A 16,157-nucleotide genomic window follows, 5' to 3' on the forward strand; every position below is an offset into this window, starting at 1 on the left:
GGAGCGAGCCTGCTCGCGAAAGCGATTCAAGCGTCACCGCTGAATCAAGGCACTAGCCCTGCCACTTGCCTCCTTCAACAATCACACTCTCAGGCCGGGTGTCATCGCTCAGTTCTTTGCGCACATATTGGTCATACAGCTTGAGCAGGTATTTCTCCTCGCCCAATTTGGCCAGCTCGGTATTCACCCAGTCACGCAACTCGAGATTGCCCTTCTTCACGGCCGGCGCAATCGGCGCCTCGGCTCCGAGCTTTTCCTCGAGCACGCGATAGCCCGGGTTCTGCTTGGCCCAGCTGAACAGCACCAGATTGTCCTGCGCGTAAGCATCGCCACGACCATTGGCCAAGGCTTGCAGCGATTCGGAGTTCTTCTCGAACTTGAGCAGTTTCCAGTCCGGGTGGTTCCTGGTCAGCCAGATATCCGCGGTGGTGCCGGTGGTGACAATCGTGGTGCGCGTCGCCAGATCATCCAGTTTTTTCACTGAACTGCCCTGCGGCACCAGCGCCTGCACGGCCACCTTGAGGTTCGGGTTGGTGAATTCCACCGCTTCCTTGCGTTCCGGGGTGACGGTCATGTTGGCGAGGATCAGGTCGACCTTGTCGCTCTGCAAAAATGGAATGCGACTGGCCGGCTCGACGGCGACGAACTCGACCTTGTTTTCGTCGCCGAGCAGATCCTTGGCGAAGCGCCGGCCAATGTCGGTGTCGAAGCCGACGTAGCGCCCGGCCTCATCGACGAAACCGAACGGGGGCTTGTCGGTAAATACACCAACGATCAATTTGTCGCGGGCCTTGATCTTGTCCAGATAACCGGCCGGCGCGGGGCTTTCGCTGGCGACTTTCGGCTTTGGTGGCTCTTCGGTCTTACCGCAACCGGCAAGCAAGGCGAGGCTGAGCAGGGGCAGTAACAAAGCGGCAGTTTTCATAGCAGTTCCAGTTCCTTTTTCGGATTCGATTCTGGCGATGTGGCAACGAAGGAGAACTTCTCCAGAAACTGCTGCGCGCGTGCGGTTTGCGGGTTCGTAAAGAAAATCTCGGGTGGGGATTGTTCGAGGATGCGCCCGGCATCCATGAACACGATGCGGTCGGCCACCGCGCGGGCGAAGGCCATTTCGTGAGTGACGATCAGCAGGGTCATGCCTTCGCGAGCTAGACCCTGAATGACTTGCAGCACTTCCTTGACCATTTCCGGGTCGAGGGCAGCGGTGACTTCGTCGAAGAGCATGACCCGTGGATTCATGCACAGCGATCGGACAATGGCGATGCGCTGCTGCTGGCCGCCCGAGAGCTGACGCGGGAAAGCATCGCGCTTGTCCAGCAGGCCGACACGCTCAAGCAAGGCTTCGGCCTGCTGTTGCGCTTCGCGGCGCTGACGCTTCTGCACCTTGAGCGGGCCGAGCAGCAGATTGTCCAGAACGCTCATGTGCGGGAACAGGTGATAGCTCTGGAAGACCATGCCGATCTGCTGACGGATTTCGCGCCAGTCGGTCGCCTTGTCCAGCAGTTCGCGGCCAAGTAATTTCAGACTGCCGCTGTGCGCCTCTTCCAGGCCATTGAGGCAACGCAGCAGAGTGCTTTTGCCGCAACCGCTGGGTCCGAGAATGACCACCACTTCGCCGCTCTGCACTTGCAGATCGATGCCATTGAGCACCTGCTGCGCGGCATAGAATTTATTGAAACCGTGAAACTCGATCAGTGCGCTCATGCTTGCGTCCAGCGCCGCTCCAGCACGCGCGAGGCGGCCGACAACGGGTAGCAGATGAAAAAGAAAAACAGGAACAGCGCACCGTAGATCAGTACCGATTCGTAGGTGCGCTCGATGATCTGCTGGCCGACCTTGATCACATCGACCACGCCGATCAGCACCGCCAACGAACTGGTCTTGATGATCCGCGTATAGACGTTGATGGTCGGCGGCGTCATGCGCTTGAGCGCTTGCGGCAGCAGCACGTAGCCATAGAGCTGCGCGGCGTTCAGGCCAATCGACAGCCCAGCTTCGCGCTGCCCGCGCGGCAACGAATGCAGCGCACCGCGCGCCACCTCACCGACCTCGCTGGCGCCCCACAGCGACAGCACCAGCACCGCGCACCAGAAGCTCGGCAGGCTCAGGCCGAAGAAAATCGGCAAACCGAAGAACAGCAGATACAACCAGACCAGCACCGGTATTGCCCGGAACAGCTCCAGATAGATGCGCAAAATCGCGTTCAGCCACGTGACGTTCAACGTGCGCAACACACCGTAGAACACGCCGCCGATCGTGCTGATGGCGATGCTCAGAAACGAGATCGACAGGGTTTGCCCGGCGCCTTTTGCCAGTTGCGGCAACGACACCCAGAGCAGTTCAAGACCCGAACTGGCCATGCTGGAGCCTCCTTTCCAGACGGCTGAGCAACAGCGACAGCGGCAAGAACAACAGCACGCAGATCAGCGTCAGCACGGCGAGCATTTCGTAGGTTTTGTAATAGAGCGCGATGTAGCTTTTGGTGGTGTAGAGGATTTCCGGCACCGCTACCGCCGAGACCACGGTGGTTTCCTTGAGCAGGAAAATGAAATTGGCGAAAAGCGAAGGCAGGCTGAGAATCCCCGCCTGCGGCAGGATCACATAGCGCAGCAACTGGCCGTGGGACAGGCCAATCGACCGCCCGGATTCCAGTTGTGCCTGGGGCACCGCATCGACGCCGGCGCGCAGCACTTCGGTGAGATAGGCGCCGCCAAGGAAAGTCATGGTGATGATTGCCGCAGTGAAACCGGAAACCTGGATCCCCACTGCCGGCAACGCGAAGTAGACGAAGAACAGTTGAATCAGCAACGGCGTGTTGCGCGCCAGCTCTACGTAGAGGCCGACCATTTTCTGCAGGTATGGCGTGCGAAACACCAGAATCGTCGCGTTGAGCAGCGCGACCAGCAGCGAAGTGCCGATCGCGATCAAACCGACCTGCAGAGTCACGCCGACGGCTTTGAGAAAAGCCGGCAAGGTGCTGAGGATAAAGGCGTAGTCGAAAGTCATGAAGCGTCCTGACGCTGCTTGGTAAGCGGCGATGATGCAATCCATGGACGGCGGATGGCTGTCCGGCAGGCACTGACTTTATAGGTATAAAAACAAGAATTTAAATACCGTTAAAGCATATTGATATCACCCAAAAAACTATCCTGTGGGTTTGCCGGGAAGGAATAAGACGGCTATTTTTCTTTGCGCTGTAGGACGGATCTTTTTTTCACGAAAGACCTCCAAGGAACCACAGCTTTTGGCCAGACTCTCCGGCCCATTCACCACAAGGAAGAAAGACATGGACGTAAAAGTACCGCAGCGGCTGGATCCGCAGGACATTGTGAAATTGCTGGTGGCGTTGAGACGGGCGTTGAAGACCACAGCGTAAATCAAAAGCCCCTCACCCCAGCCCTCTCCCGGAGGGAGAGGGGGCCGACCGAGGTGTCTCGCGTTGTACATCGACCTGGAAGATCTTGGCGATTATGGCTTGGCTGGGCTTCAGCGATGCTGGATTCAGAGCGATACGTTCAGGTCGGCGTATCTCTCGAATATCCCCGTATCGGTTCCCTCTCCCTCTGGGAGAGGGTTAGGGTGAGGGGCTTTTTAACGCACACACAAAAACGCCGATGACCATCAAGGCCATCGGCGTTTTTGCATCTGAAGCAGATTCACTCAAGTCAGATCAGAACGCCGGCAACACCGCGCCGCTGTACTTCTTCTCGATGAACGCTTTGACTTCCGGGCTGGTCAGCGCCTTGGCCAGTTTCTGGATCGCGTCGCTGTTCTTGTTGTCCTCACGGGCCACCAGGAAGTTCACGTACGGCGAGTCAGCGCCTTCGATCACCAGCGCATCTTTCTGCGGGTTGAGTTTGGCTTCCAGGGCGTAGTTGGTGTTGATCATGTCCAGATCAACTTCTTTCAGTACGCGCGGCAGCAGGGCCGATTCCAGTTCCTTGAACTTGAAATTGTGCGGGTTCTTGGCGATGTCCTTCGGCGTTGCCAAGGCGTTTTTCGGATCTTTCAATTCGATCAGACCGGCCTTCTGCAGCAGGATCAGGGCGCGGCCGCTGTTGCTGCCTTCGTTGGGGATGGCGATGGTTGCGCCGTCCGGCAGTTCAGCCAGGGTCTTGTACTTGCTCGAGTAACCACCGAACGGTTCAACGTGCACGCCCTGCACGGTCACCAGGTACTTGGATTTGTCATCCTTGTATTTACCCTGGTTGAAGCTATTCAGGTACGGCAGGGTCTGGAAGTAGTTGGCGTCGAGACGCTTCTCGCCAACCTGTACGTTCGGTTGCACGTAGTCGGTGAAGACCTTGATTTCCAGATCCACGCCTTCTTTGGCCAGGGTCGGTTTGATCAGCTCAAGGATTTCAGCGTGGGGCACCGGCGTTGCGGCAACCACCAGTTTCTCGCCGGCATTGGCGAAAGAAGCCGTCAGAGCAGCCGCCAATGCGGTAAACAACAGAACCTTTTTCATGCAGTGTCCTTATCGAAAATCACGGTCGTCATCGACGACGGCATTTAATACGTGTGCCAGTGAAGTGATATCGCTGGCGTGAGGCGGACAATACCCGTATTTTTTATTCCCGGACAATAACGTTTATTCAGCTTCATATTCCATTTTGTTCATGTTGAAAAAAATGTTCACACCGCCTCGCTCAAGCGAATCAGCCAATCTTTCAAGGCCTTACGCTCTGCACTGCTACCACCTATATGGGTCTGCCTGACCAGACGTTCGATCTGAACCTGCGGCGCAGACGCGTCAGGCAGGTTCAGGTGTTCCGGCAAAATCTCGTCACCGGTGCTGACCAATAGAGCGAAATGAATGACGTTTTCCAGTTCGCGAGTGTTGCCCGGCCAGCTGTGTTGTTCGAGTACATGCTGAGCGGCTTCGCTGATCAGCGGCACGGGCAAGTCGAGACGCTGGCTGTAGATGCCAAGGAAATACTCCGCCAGCGAGAGAATGTCGCCGGTACGCGCGCGCAACGCCGGCAGCTCCAGATGACCTTCGCTGAGGTAGTGATAGAGCCGCTCGTGGAATTTCCCGGCGTCCACGGCCTGGGCCAGATCGATGCTGGTCGCCGCCACCAGACGCACATCCACCGGGCTCGGCTGATGCGCACCGACGCGGGTGACTTCGTGGTTCTCCAATGCCGCAAGCAACTTGATCTGAATCGGCAGCGGCAGATCGCCGATTTCATCCAGGTACAAAGTGCCGCCGTTGGCCGAACCGAACCAGCCGGCGCGGCTGCTGGCCGAACCACTGTAGCTGCCGGCGGCGTAGCCGAACAGTTCGGCGTCGGCGTAAGTCGGGCTGATCGCGCCGCAGTTCACCGAAACGAACAGACCACTACGGTCGCTGGCGCGGTGAATATGCCGAGCGAGCAGCTCTTTACCGGTTCCGGTTTCACCGCGAATCAACACTGAAATCGAACGTGGAGCCAACTGCTCCAACTCCTCGCGCAATTGCCGCGAGCGCGGGTCGACAAACACCAGCGCCTTGGCGCGAATGCTCAGGGGACTTTTTTCCGCATCGGGAAAGGTCAGCAAGGGCTGACCGAAGGTTTCGAAACTCATGGCAGGCTCCCGCCCAAAACCGCCAGCCGACGGGGGCGTTGAATAATAAGGTCAGGCGCGACGGCGGGCGTGGTGTTCCAGGCGGTTCTGCAGGCGATAGAGATAGGCGAAACCCTGCTCCCAACGCTGGTGCCCGGACTTGACGTTGATGTGCCCGGCCCCGGCAAGAATCCCCGCCTCCGCGCCCCAGTTGCGCGCCAGCTCCAAAGCGCGCGGCGCACTGACGGCGGCGTCGTTGTCGGAGCTGACGACCTGACTGGGGAACGGCAACAGGTCCGTCGGAATCGGCGCGAAATTGCGCAGTGCCGGCGCACATGCAGGGCGCTCGACATCGGCCGGCGCAACCAGCAACGCCCCGCGCACCTGACGCAGGTATTGCAGGGGCGCTGTCGCCGCCCAGTGGGCAACGGTGATGCAACCGAGGCTGTGAGCGATGAGAATGACCGGCGTGCTGTCGGCGGCAATCGCTTCGGCCAGCGCGGCGACCCAGTCCTCACGGCGCGGCGTCAGCCAATCGGCCTGTTCCACCCGCGCGCTGTTTGGCAGGCTGTTCTGCCAATGGCTTTGCCAATGATCTTCTGGCGATCCTTGCCAGCCCGGCACAATCAGGTAGCGGATTGATTCGTTGCGCATGGGAAGCTCTCCTGCGGCGTGTCTGTTCCGGGTCGAGTATAGGGAGAGGAGTTATATTCGTTAAGGAATAAGAAGCTATTTATTAAGACCTGTATCGAATATGTGATTTGTGTAGGGTATAAGATTCCTCCCCCTCACCCCAACCCTCTCCCCCAAGGGGGGCGAGGGGGAGAGGGAGCCGATCTTCATGCCGTTCAAATCCTGAGTTCGACTCGAAATCTCAGGTCGGCGTACCTTGAACAATCACCACGGTCGGTTCCCTCTCCCTCTGGGAGAGGGCTAGGGTGAGGGCTTTGCTTCTAATGCCAGAAATAAAAAAAGGGCCGCACCCTGCCAAGGAGACGGCCCCGGAAAAACGAAAACCTGTCACCGCGTGGTAATCACCGACAACTTGGTAATCCCCGCCCGTTCAATCGAAGCCATGGCTCGCGCCACTTCGCCGTAATTCACCCCGTCATCGGCCTGCAATTGCACGCGCACTTCCGGGTCCTTGGCCTTGGCCGACTTGAGGTTGAATTCGAGCAAGTCGGGCTGAATCTCGTCCTTGTTGATAAACAGTTTGCCGGCGCCGTCGATGCTCACCACCAGCGGGTCTTTTTGCTCGACCGGCGCCACCGCTTCGGTCTTCGGCAGGTTGATCGGTATTGCGTTGGTCAGCAGCGGCGCGGTGACGATGAACACCACCAGCAGCACCAGCATTACGTCCACCAGCGGCGTCACGTTGATTTCGCTGAGCACCTCATCCGTGTCTTGCGTGGAGAAGGCCATATCAGGACGCCTCCTTGACTTTTGCCGCGTTGCCCGACGTTGCAACCTTGTGTGCGGTCGGGTGGATCAGCACGCGGAACGCACTCTTCTGCGCCAGGCTGTAGAAGTCGTGGGCGAAGTCATCGAGATCCGCTGCGGTCAGTTTCAGCCTTCGCAAAAAATAGTTGTAAACCAGCACCGCCGGCACCGCGACGGCGATCCCCACGCCAGTCGCGACGAGTGCCGCACCGATCGGCCCGGCCACCGTTTCCAGGCTCGCCGAACCGGCGGCGCTGATGCCTTTCAAGGCCTCCATGATTCCCCACACCGTGCCGAACAGACCAATGAACGGCGAGGTGCTGCCAATACTTGCGACCACTGCCAGACCGGTTTCCAGCGAACGCCGTTCGCGGACGATCTGCTGGCGCAAGGCACGCTCGAGGCGATCCTGATGGTTGATCGCCTGGCTCAGATCATTCGCCTGCGGCGCCTCGCCCACCTGGATCGCTGCATAGCCAGCCTGCGCCACTCGCGCTGCGGCGCCGGGCTGGGTTTCGCTTAATTCGGCGGCGGCATCCAGACTCGATGCTGCCCAGAAACGTTTGTGAAAGCTCCGATCCTGCGCTTTCAGACGACCGAACTGCACAGCCTTGAGCAACGCCAGGCCCCAAGTGGCGACGGAAAAAACCACCAGCAGCCAGATCACAGCGCTTTCGATGGATTCCAGTGGAGATGCCAGTAACGTCATGATGTGTTCCCTCGTGTAAACATTTCGCGCGAATTTGGTTGCGGTTTAATGAATCTTGAAATCGATGGGCACGCTGACCCAGCCGTCCTGGGCGACATCACCCTGCTTGGCCGGGACGAAACTCCAGCGCTTGACGGCATTCAGCGCCGCATCGTCGAGCTGCTGGCGGCCGCTGCTTTTGGCAATCTGAATCTCGCCCGGTTTGCCGCTGGCCAACACATGCACCCGTAACAACACCGTGCCCTCCCAACCGCGACGCTGGGCCAGCGACGGATATTCCGGTGCCGGGTTTTTCAGATACGCAGCGTTGGCTGACGCCGGGGTAACGGGCGCCGGTGCCGGTGGCGCAGGAGGCGCTGGCGCGGCGACCGGGGCTGCGGGCTTCGCTGGCGCTGGCGGTTGCTCTACTGCCTTCGGCGCCGGTTTGGGCGGCGGTTTCACCACCGGTTTGGGTTTGGCGATCGGCTTGGGCGGCGGCGGTTTCACCGCCAACTCGTCCTCCACTGGCGGTGGCGGCTCGACCACCGGTGCCGGTGGTGGCGGCGCAACAACCGGCCGCGCGGGCGGAGCCGGATGCGAAAACTCGATGGTCATCGGCGGAATTTCCGGCGGTACCACCGGCAGCACTGGCGTCGGTTTCTGGCTGACCCAGTAAATCACCGCGCCATGCACGACCAACGCGAGCACACCGAGCAAAAGGGTTTCGCGTCGACTCAAAATGCTCTTTGGCGCACGTTGCAAACGCAACTGCCCCAACGGCACCCGATGCGGCCGGCCAAGATCGACCAGCTCGCCACTCGGCATGTGCCGCCACAGCAATTCCCCTGCGCTGGCGGCGGTCTGGACATTGCCCATTGTTCAACTCCCTGCGGTCTTTTTGCGTTCTCTACAAAAACTGCCGATCAACCGTTTGTTGAATCCCCCACGGTGGATCGGTGGGTGAATCATTGGGCTTGCCGCTTATCTCCGAAAGTAATCTTTAACGTTATCCATAGGCTTTTATGGAATATATAAATTGATTAATTCCGCCAAAGCCACGTGCCACGCGGGCTGCAGCGACAGGTGAGAAAGTGCATGCTTTTCAGGCATCGAAAGTATTCATGCAACGCATCAAATTCGCCTGCCCCGGTTTTGCAGGACGACTAATACCAAGTAGATAGTTGATAATGATTTTTTCTGAATAACAAAAAAACCGGAGCACTTTCGTGCGCCGGCCTTTTAATTTTTCAAGCAAGACTACTGTTTTACAAATTCCCCGCCCAAGGTCACCACATCACCATCGAAGTTTGTACGGGAGCCGGCAGCGCGCAATTTTGCGTAGTTATGATCCGGCGAAAACAGTGTCCATGTCTGATAACCGCTATTACCATTCTGAGCAAGTACTGCAATGGTGGTCGGGTTACCGGTACTGTTCTGGAAATGGTAGTTTCCATAACGGATGTCGTAATTCACGCCACCCTGACTCAACGTTCCGCTGAACGAGCCGTTGGAATCATTACCATCGGTAATCACCAGCTTGGCGCCAGAGTTTGAATTTACATAAGTGCCATTAATGCTTGACATAACGAGATTTCCTTTATCGTTGGATAAGTATCTTCCGATGAGAGCAAGTTTCCTCCTGGAAACTCACGACAGTCAGAATGGTCGGACATTTACTTATTGTCCACGTGACTTACTAACGAATTTGCAATAAGCACTATTCATCCGCCTCATAACTTATCGCCGTTCGTTCGCGCATTAATTCCAATTCAACTAACGGCTGGCATTGGTTTGCTGCACGCCGACAACGGGTGCAATAACCGCTGTCTCGGAGCGTGGCGTGCCCGTTGGCACCCAGTCATAACTCACAGGGAGCGCCCGATACACCCAGTTGCTGATCGCATCGCTGCCCGGTGCCTTGCCGAGATACGGGCTGATGTATTCCCAGACGTTTTCACCGTTGGCCGTCACCTGGAAAAACCGTCCGTTCATGCCCTCGTCAATCAGCGTGTTGCCATTGGGCAAGCGCCGCGCACTGCTGATGAAAGAACTGTAGAACGCCCACCCAGGCTGCTTGGAACTTGCCGCACTGTACTGCCAGACGATCTGGTTTTTCTGCGGATCGATTTCCAATACCCGCGAACCGGAAATCAGCCCGAGGGTGACGTTCGGATAACCCGCCGCCCCCTGGTTGTCGAACACCAGCAAATTGCCCGCGCCAGGCAATCCAGCCGGGATGATGTGCGCATCATGCTGACCGACAAACTGATCCACCGGGCGCGGCAGTTTCTGCGCGGTTTTCGGGTTGATCAGCGGCAGGTTCGGGCCGAGGCGCCAGACCACTTTGCCGCTGCTCTTGTCGATGATCGCGATGAAGTTGGCGTTGCGTGAATCGACCAGCAGGTTGTCCGGATTGAAGCGCTTGTCACCGGCATCGAACCACTTGTTCGGCCCTACCAGGCTGAGGTTGTTGATATGCAGGTAGTCCGGATTTTCACTGGCACGCACCAGTTTCAACTGCTCGGCAGTGAAGCCGAATTCATTGAGATGTTCGGAGGCCAGCCACTGCCATTTCACCGCACCGTCGGGACTGACTTCATAGATCGCATCGTCGATCACCTCGGGCACTTTGAAGCCTTTGACCTTGTGCACCTTGTTCGCCAACACCACGGTGTTGCCGTTGCTCAAACGGCGCTGATCATGGTGCTGTTGCGCCGCGCCACCAGGTGCCTTGTCGCCCCATTGCCAGACGACTTTGCCGCTCCAGTCCAGCTCGCCGACGCTCTGATTACCCAGACCGTTGCCGGCCGAACCGAGCTTGCCGGGATTCTTTTCACTCAGTTGCAGCAGCACATGCCCACGCTCGCCGCCGACCAGTTTCGGATCGATAATCGCCGACGGGAAGCCCGCCTGCGGCCAGGTTTTCACCTCGTTGCCATTCATGTCGATCAGGTGCGTCTGTTTGTCGGCGCCGCTGAAAATCACGTACTGGTTGAACGCCTTGTTCGGGTCGTAACGAGTGACGCCCGTCGGGTAAACACTCGGTGCGGCGAGGGCGCCGGCACTGAGCACTGCGCCGGACAGCAACACCGGCAAAGCCGTTTTGATACGCAACATGATGCAGCTCCTTGAATGACCAATCAGAAGTCGTAGCGACCGGTGACGCCCAACGTGCGCGGTGTGCCGAGCAGGCCTTCATAGCCGCCGTTGCCGCCCGTCCACAGGGTCGTGTAGTAGGTTTTGTCGAAGGCGTTTTTCAGCCACAGCGAGACGTCCCACTGGCCCTGATTGAAATCGCCGCGCAGGCCAGTGGAGAAGTTGACCACCGCGTAACTGGGGATCTGCCCGTAATCGGAATCCTCCACCGTGCCCACCGCTTTGGAGCGGAACGCGTAGCTGCCGGTGACGTAGGGTTCGAAGCCGTTAGCCAGATTCCATTTGTATTCGCCGTTGGCGTTGCCGATCCATTTCGACGCGCCGACCACTTGATGACCGCTGAGGTCGCAGGACGCCGGTGCACCCGGGGCCTGGCTGACTTCCGGCGGGCACGGTGCATCTTTGTAAGAGAGGTAGCTGACGTCGTTGTACGAACCGTTGAAGTTCAGGGTCAGGCCACGCAGCGGCACCACGGTGCTTTCGAACTCGATGCCGCGCGAGCGCACGGAACCGGCGTTGGTCAGGTATTGCACGCGGTTGGCGGCGTCGTAGGCATTGGTCTGGTAGGCGTTGACCTGGGTCCAGAATACGTTGGCGTTGAGTTGCAGGCGGCGGTCCCACAGGGTGCTTTTGAAACCAAGTTCGGCGTTGTTGGCGCGCTCGGTGCCGATCAGTAACGAGTCGGCGCCAGCGGTAGGTGCGGAGCCGACCGCAAGGTTGACCCCGCCGGATTTCTCGCCGTGGGACAGCGTGGCGTAACCGAGCACATCGTCGGTGATGCGATAGCTCAGGTTGAGCAGTCCCGAGGGGCTGGAGCTGTACTGATTCAAGTCTCCGGAATCGTAGACGCCGGCACGCCCGCGACGCGCATTGGCTGCCGCACCCGCCACCGCCACGCCACCGAGCGGCGCGTTGCGGCTGACCGAGGCGTTTTTTTCCTCGTAGGTGCCACGCACCCCGGCGGTGAAATCCAGGCGTTCGCTCAGGTGCCAGGTGCCTTGGGCAAACAGGGCGAAACTGTCGGTCTGGATATGGCCGTTGCCGACGCTGGTGACATTGGCCAGGGCACCGGCCGGCGTGCCGTTCCAGATGTCCGCTTGCGGGCCGTAATAGGCGAAGGATTTGTTGTCCAGATCCGAGCCGAAATAGTAGGCACCGACCACGTAATCGAAGAACTCGCCCTTGGGCGAGGCAAGGCGAAATTCCTGTGAATACTGTTTGTCTTCCACCGACACGCCGGCGTTGTAGCTGGCCGGCACGTTGAGGCCATCGTCATTGCGCGGGGTGAAATTCCAGAAGCGGTACGAACTGACCGACGTCAGGGTGAAGTCGCTCGGCAACGTCCAGTTGGCTTCCACCGACGTGCCGCCCTGATGCACGGTGACGTGCTGGTCGTTGTCGAGATTGACCTTGCGATGCCGGCCGTTGACCAGCGTCGCCCCGGCCGCACTGGCCCGCGATTCATACAGGTTGACGCCGTTGATGGTCGGCCCGGTGTTGTACAACACGCGGGTGCCGGCGCTGGAATCTTCTTCGTTGTAATCGCCGATCCAGCGCAGATTGAAATCTTCATTGGGCTTGAACAACAGTTGCGCGCGGAAGCCCTCGCGGGAGCCACCGTTGAGGTCGTGGCCGTCGTATTCGTTCTTGATGTCACCGTCGCTGCGGGTGCGATACGCCGAGAAACGCCCGGCCAGTTGATCGTTGAGCGGCCCGGAAATCGTGCCCTTGGTCTGGAAATAACCGTCCTCGCCGACCGAGGTTTCGATGCTGCGTTCCGGCGTGAAACTGGGCGCGCGGGTGCTGATGTTGATCACTCCGGCGGTGGTGTTCTTGCCAAACAGCGTGCCCTGCGGCCCACGCAGAACTTCCAGCTGTTCGATGTCCATCAGATCGAACACCGCCATCCCCGGACGGCCCAGATAAACGTTGTCGATGTACAGGCCAACGCTGCCTTCCAGGCCATCACTGGCCGGGTTGTTGCCCAGGCCACGGATGGACACGCTGGACTGCCGCGCATGCATATAGGCGACGTTGACGCTGGGCACCAGTTGCTGCAAGTCCTGAATCCGGTAAACCCGTTGCGTCTCCAGATTCTGCCCGCTGATCACGCTCATTGGCGTCGGCACATCCTGCGAGCTTTCTTCGCGACGGCGAGTGGTAACGGTCACCGTTTCAAGCTGCGAACCGTTGGCCGCCGCTGTGCCTGCCGGAACCGGCGGCGGGGTTTCGGCTTCGGCGGCATAGCCATGAGTCCAGCTGGCGCTGCCTGCCAGCAACAGCGCCAAAGGCAGGCGTTTGAGCCGTCGGGGAGATGGGGGTAACGCGAGATTCAACGGACTCATGGCGCGGCTCCTGGTCAAAAAACACACAGACATCTTCAGTGCTGCATATTCTTTTCAGTTATTTATTTATGGATTTACAAATATTTACTGCATAAGAGATTGCCTTTATAAGGAGTCGACCTAATGCATATCCAATGCATTTCCCGGATATTTTTTATGTGAAAAATGCATATCGACTTGCGCCAATTGCGTCACTTCATCGCTCTGGTTGAGCAACGCAGCTTCGTCGCTGGCGCGCAGGCGGTGAACCTGTCGCAGTCGGCATTCAGCCGCAGCATTCAGGCGCTGGAACACAGCGTCGGCTGCCAGTTGGTCGACCGTGGACGCAAGGAATTGCCGCCGACCAAAGAGGGCCAGGTCCTGCTCGAACACGCACGGCGACTGGTCAGTGGTGCGCAGCAGATGGCCAACGAGATCAGCCAGTTCAACGGCCTCGAAGCCGGGGAGTTGCGCTTTGGTTGCGGGCCGGCGCCAGCCGCTGGATTGATCCCGCGCGCGATCGGCGCGTTCATCGGCCGCTACCCGAAAGCGCGGGTGCAGTTTCAAGTCGATGACTGGCAGAGCCTGAGCAAACGCCTGCTCAGCGAAGAGTTCGAATTCTTCGTCGCCGATACCCGACAATTCGAGGCCGACCCGGATTACCAGACCCACCGCCTGCGAGCGCGCAAATGGCATTTCTGCTGCCGAGCCGGGCATCCACTGACGGCGTTTGAACGCATCACTGCCGAGCAATTGCTGAGTTATCCACTGGCCGTAAGCATTCGCCCGCCAAACCTTCGCAAGGTCATCGTCGACCTCAGCGGCCGCCCTGATTTCACCCCGAATGTGGAATGCGAAAACGGTTCGACGCTGTTGAGCGTGGTGCTGCGTTCGGAGGCGATCGGAATTGTCGGCGCGTATTCCGATGCGCTGCATCTGGCCAAGGGTGAGCTGGTCTGTTTGAAGATCGAAGGCCTGGCCGATGATTTGGAGGAGCTGTACACCCGCTACGGCATTGTCAGCCGTGCGGGGTATCGGCTGTCACCGCTGGCCGAAGCGATGATTGAGCAGATCAAAGTGGTTGATGCGGAGGATGAGGAAGTGTGTTCGCTGGAGAATTTTGCTGTCTGAGCTGGCCCCTTCGCGAGCAGGCTCGCTCCCACAGGAATACGCATTTCAAATGTGGGAGCGAGCCTGCTCGCGAAGAGGCTGATGCAATCGCTGCATAAAAACCATTCCCCAAATGCACTTGCCGAAAACCCCCACCGACAGCGAAAACCCTCACCTGTCCCACTGACCGGTGAACCCCATGCCCACCCCATCCAACCCCGTGCGCAACGTGCTGTACATCATGTGCGATCAACTGCGCCGCGATTACCTGTCCTGCTACGGCCACCCGCATCTGCATACACCGAATATCGATCGCCTCGCAGCTCAAGGGGTGCGTTTCAGCCGCGCCTACACCCAAGGCACGATCTGCGGCCCGTCGCGGATGTCGGCCTACACCGGGCGCTATGTCAGCAGCCATCAAGTGGCCTGGAACGCGGTGCCGTTGCCGCTGGATGAATTGACGATCGGCGATTACCTGCGACCTCACGGCATCCGCACCGCGCTGGTCGGCAAGACCCATGCGACGGCCAATGTCGACGCCTTGCAGCGCCTGGCGATCAACCCGGAAAGCGCGCAAGCCGAGTTGCTCAATGAGGTCGGCTTCGAACCCTACCTGCGCCACGACGGTATCTACCCCGACGATCCGTCATTCGACGACAAGCGCGAATCCGCGCCCTATACCCAATACCTTCGCGCGCAGGGCTTCGATGGCAAGAATCCCTGGCACGACTGGGCGAATGCCGCCGAAGGCGAGAACGGTGAAATCCTCAGCGGCTGGAAAATGCGTCATGCGAATTTGCCAGCACGAATTCCCGAGCAACACTCAGAGACTGTCTACACTACAAATCGGGCCATCGACTTCATCACCGAGCAAGGCGAGAAATCCTGGTGTTTACACCTCTCGTACATCAAACCGCACTGGCCCTATATCGTACCGACTCCATACCACGCCTTGTACAGTACGAAATCGATTCTGCAACCGATCCGCGCGACGCTCTCCGAAGCCAGCAAACACCCCGTATACACTGCCTTTCGCCAACATGAGGAAAGCCGCAACTTCTCCCGCGATTCAGTACGATTGAATGTAATCCCCACCTACATGGGCCTGATCAAGCAAGTGGATGATCAGTTGGGGCGGCTGTTCGATTTTCTGCAGAGCAACGGGCGTTGGGATGACACGTTGATCGTGTTCACCAGCGATCACGGCGATTTCCTCGGCGATCATTGGCTCGGCGAGAAGGAGTTTTTACTGGAGCAGGCGGTGGGTGTGCCGTTGATCGTTCGCGACCCTCGGCCAGCGGCGGATGCCACTCGTGGCACTGTCGATGAGCGCTTGACAGAAACCATCGATGCGCTGCCGACTTTTCTTCAAGCGCTGGGATTGCCGGCAGCAGAGCATCGGCTTGAAGGGCGTTCACTGATCCCGTTGCTGCACGGGGAACATCACGATTGGCGCCGTTATGCAATCAGCGAGTACGACTACGCCTTCCAGGCCCCGGCGCGGGAACGCCTCGGCCAGCCGATCGACCGTTGCCGCATGACCATGGTGCGCAGCGAGCGCTGGAAATACCTGGCGTACGACGGGTTTAGACCGCAGTTGTTTGATCTGTTGAATGATCCGCAGGAGCTGAATGATCTGGGTGAGGACCCGGCGTACGGGGCGGTGCGCGAGGAGCATGCGGGGTATCTGTTTGAATGGGTACGCGGACTAAAGCGGCGCACGACGATCAGCCATCAGGAGATCGATTTGCGCGGGCAGCGGTTTCGTTATGGTGAGCCGGAAACCGAGAAGGTTGTTCAGATCGGAGTGTGGTGAAAGCCCTTCGCGAGCAGGCTCGCTCCCACAGGGATTGGCGTCGATCACATCCTAGCGTTCGGCACAAATCCATTGT

Annotated in this window: 15 protein-coding genes; 2 read left to right on the plus strand and 13 right to left on the minus strand. The window is 58.7% G+C overall.

Annotated features, from left to right (window positions below):
- Positions 1 to 52: 52 nt before the first annotated feature.
- From ND528_RS26875 to ND528_RS26935, 13 genes are all read right to left on the minus strand, one after another.
- Positions 53 to 925 (minus strand): transporter substrate-binding domain-containing protein, encoded by an 873-nt coding sequence (locus ND528_RS26875; protein WP_263471636.1) that lies wholly within the window; start codon positions 923 to 925, stop codon positions 53 to 55.
- On the minus strand, positions 922 to 1,704 hold the full coding sequence (locus ND528_RS26880) for an amino acid ABC transporter ATP-binding protein (protein ID WP_263471637.1): 783 nt from the start codon (positions 1,702 to 1,704) through the stop codon (positions 922 to 924). The genes ND528_RS26875 and ND528_RS26880 overlap by 4 nt, the downstream gene beginning before the upstream one ends.
- Positions 1,701 to 2,360, minus strand: coding sequence for an amino acid ABC transporter permease (locus ND528_RS26885; RefSeq protein WP_071174043.1), 660 nt, complete (start codon positions 2,358 to 2,360; stop codon positions 1,701 to 1,703). The genes ND528_RS26880 and ND528_RS26885 overlap by 4 nt, the downstream gene beginning before the upstream one ends.
- On the minus strand, positions 2,341 to 3,006 hold the full coding sequence (locus ND528_RS26890) for an amino acid ABC transporter permease (RefSeq protein WP_129998359.1): 666 nt from the start codon (positions 3,004 to 3,006) through the stop codon (positions 2,341 to 2,343). The genes ND528_RS26885 and ND528_RS26890 overlap by 20 nt, the downstream gene beginning before the upstream one ends.
- A 664-nt stretch (positions 3,007 to 3,670) precedes the next feature.
- Positions 3,671 to 4,468 carry a MetQ/NlpA family ABC transporter substrate-binding protein gene (locus tag ND528_RS26895; RefSeq protein ID WP_016772222.1) on the minus strand — a complete coding sequence of 266 codons (798 nt, stop codon included), beginning with the start codon at positions 4,466 to 4,468 and terminating at the stop codon, positions 3,671 to 3,673.
- 167 nt (positions 4,469 to 4,635) lie between these two features.
- Positions 4,636 to 5,568 carry a sigma 54-interacting transcriptional regulator gene (locus ND528_RS26900; protein ID WP_122698836.1) on the minus strand — a complete coding sequence of 311 codons (933 nt, stop codon included), beginning with the start codon at positions 5,566 to 5,568 and terminating at the stop codon, positions 4,636 to 4,638.
- 51 nt (positions 5,569 to 5,619) lie between these two features.
- The gene (locus tag ND528_RS26905) at positions 5,620 to 6,201 is read right to left on the minus strand and encodes an alpha/beta hydrolase (RefSeq protein WP_007918704.1); all 582 of its coding nucleotides are present in this window, start codon (positions 6,199 to 6,201) and stop codon (positions 5,620 to 5,622) included.
- 366 nt (positions 6,202 to 6,567) lie between these two features.
- Positions 6,568 to 6,969 (minus strand): ExbD/TolR family protein, encoded by a 402-nt coding sequence (locus ND528_RS26910; RefSeq protein WP_263471638.1) that lies wholly within the window; start codon positions 6,967 to 6,969, stop codon positions 6,568 to 6,570.
- A 1-nt stretch (position 6,970) separates the two neighbouring features.
- Positions 6,971 to 7,696 carry a MotA/TolQ/ExbB proton channel family protein gene (locus ND528_RS26915; protein WP_137215037.1) on the minus strand — a complete coding sequence of 242 codons (726 nt, stop codon included), beginning with the start codon at positions 7,694 to 7,696 and terminating at the stop codon, positions 6,971 to 6,973.
- Positions 7,697 to 7,741: 45 nt separating this feature from the next.
- Positions 7,742 to 8,551: an energy transducer TonB gene (locus ND528_RS26920; RefSeq protein WP_130912301.1), complete on the minus strand. Its 810-nt coding sequence runs from the start codon at positions 8,549 to 8,551 to the stop codon at positions 7,742 to 7,744.
- Positions 8,552 to 8,932: 381 nt separating this feature from the next.
- A complete protein-coding gene (locus ND528_RS26925) occupies positions 8,933 to 9,259 on the minus strand; it encodes a hypothetical protein (protein ID WP_122605710.1) in 327 nt (108 codons plus the stop codon).
- A 189-nt stretch (positions 9,260 to 9,448) separates the two neighbouring features.
- Positions 9,449 to 10,792 carry an aryl-sulfate sulfotransferase gene (locus ND528_RS26930; protein ID WP_263471639.1) on the minus strand — a complete coding sequence of 448 codons (1,344 nt, stop codon included), beginning with the start codon at positions 10,790 to 10,792 and terminating at the stop codon, positions 9,449 to 9,451.
- 23 nt (positions 10,793 to 10,815) lie between these two features.
- Positions 10,816 to 13,176 carry a TonB-dependent receptor gene (locus ND528_RS26935; RefSeq protein ID WP_263471640.1) on the minus strand — a complete coding sequence of 787 codons (2,361 nt, stop codon included), beginning with the start codon at positions 13,174 to 13,176 and terminating at the stop codon, positions 10,816 to 10,818.
- A gap of 165 nt (positions 13,177 to 13,341) precedes the next feature.
- On the opposite strand from ND528_RS26935, the gene ND528_RS26940 reads away from it, so the two are divergent.
- Together ND528_RS26940 and ND528_RS26945 are read left to right on the plus strand one after the other, a co-directional pair.
- A complete protein-coding gene (locus ND528_RS26940) occupies positions 13,342 to 14,286 on the plus strand; it encodes a LysR family transcriptional regulator (protein WP_263471641.1) in 945 nt (314 codons plus the stop codon).
- Between the two features lie 178 nt (positions 14,287 to 14,464).
- The gene (locus ND528_RS26945; RefSeq protein ID WP_130910648.1) at positions 14,465 to 16,081 is read left to right on the plus strand and encodes an alkaline phosphatase family protein; all 1,617 of its coding nucleotides are present in this window, start codon (positions 14,465 to 14,467) and stop codon (positions 16,079 to 16,081) included.
- Positions 16,082 to 16,157: the final 76 nt, after the last annotated feature.

This window comes from Pseudomonas mercuritolerans (assembly GCF_025706525.1).
Classification (GTDB): Bacteria; Pseudomonadota; Gammaproteobacteria; order Pseudomonadales; family Pseudomonadaceae; genus Aquipseudomonas; species Aquipseudomonas mercuritolerans.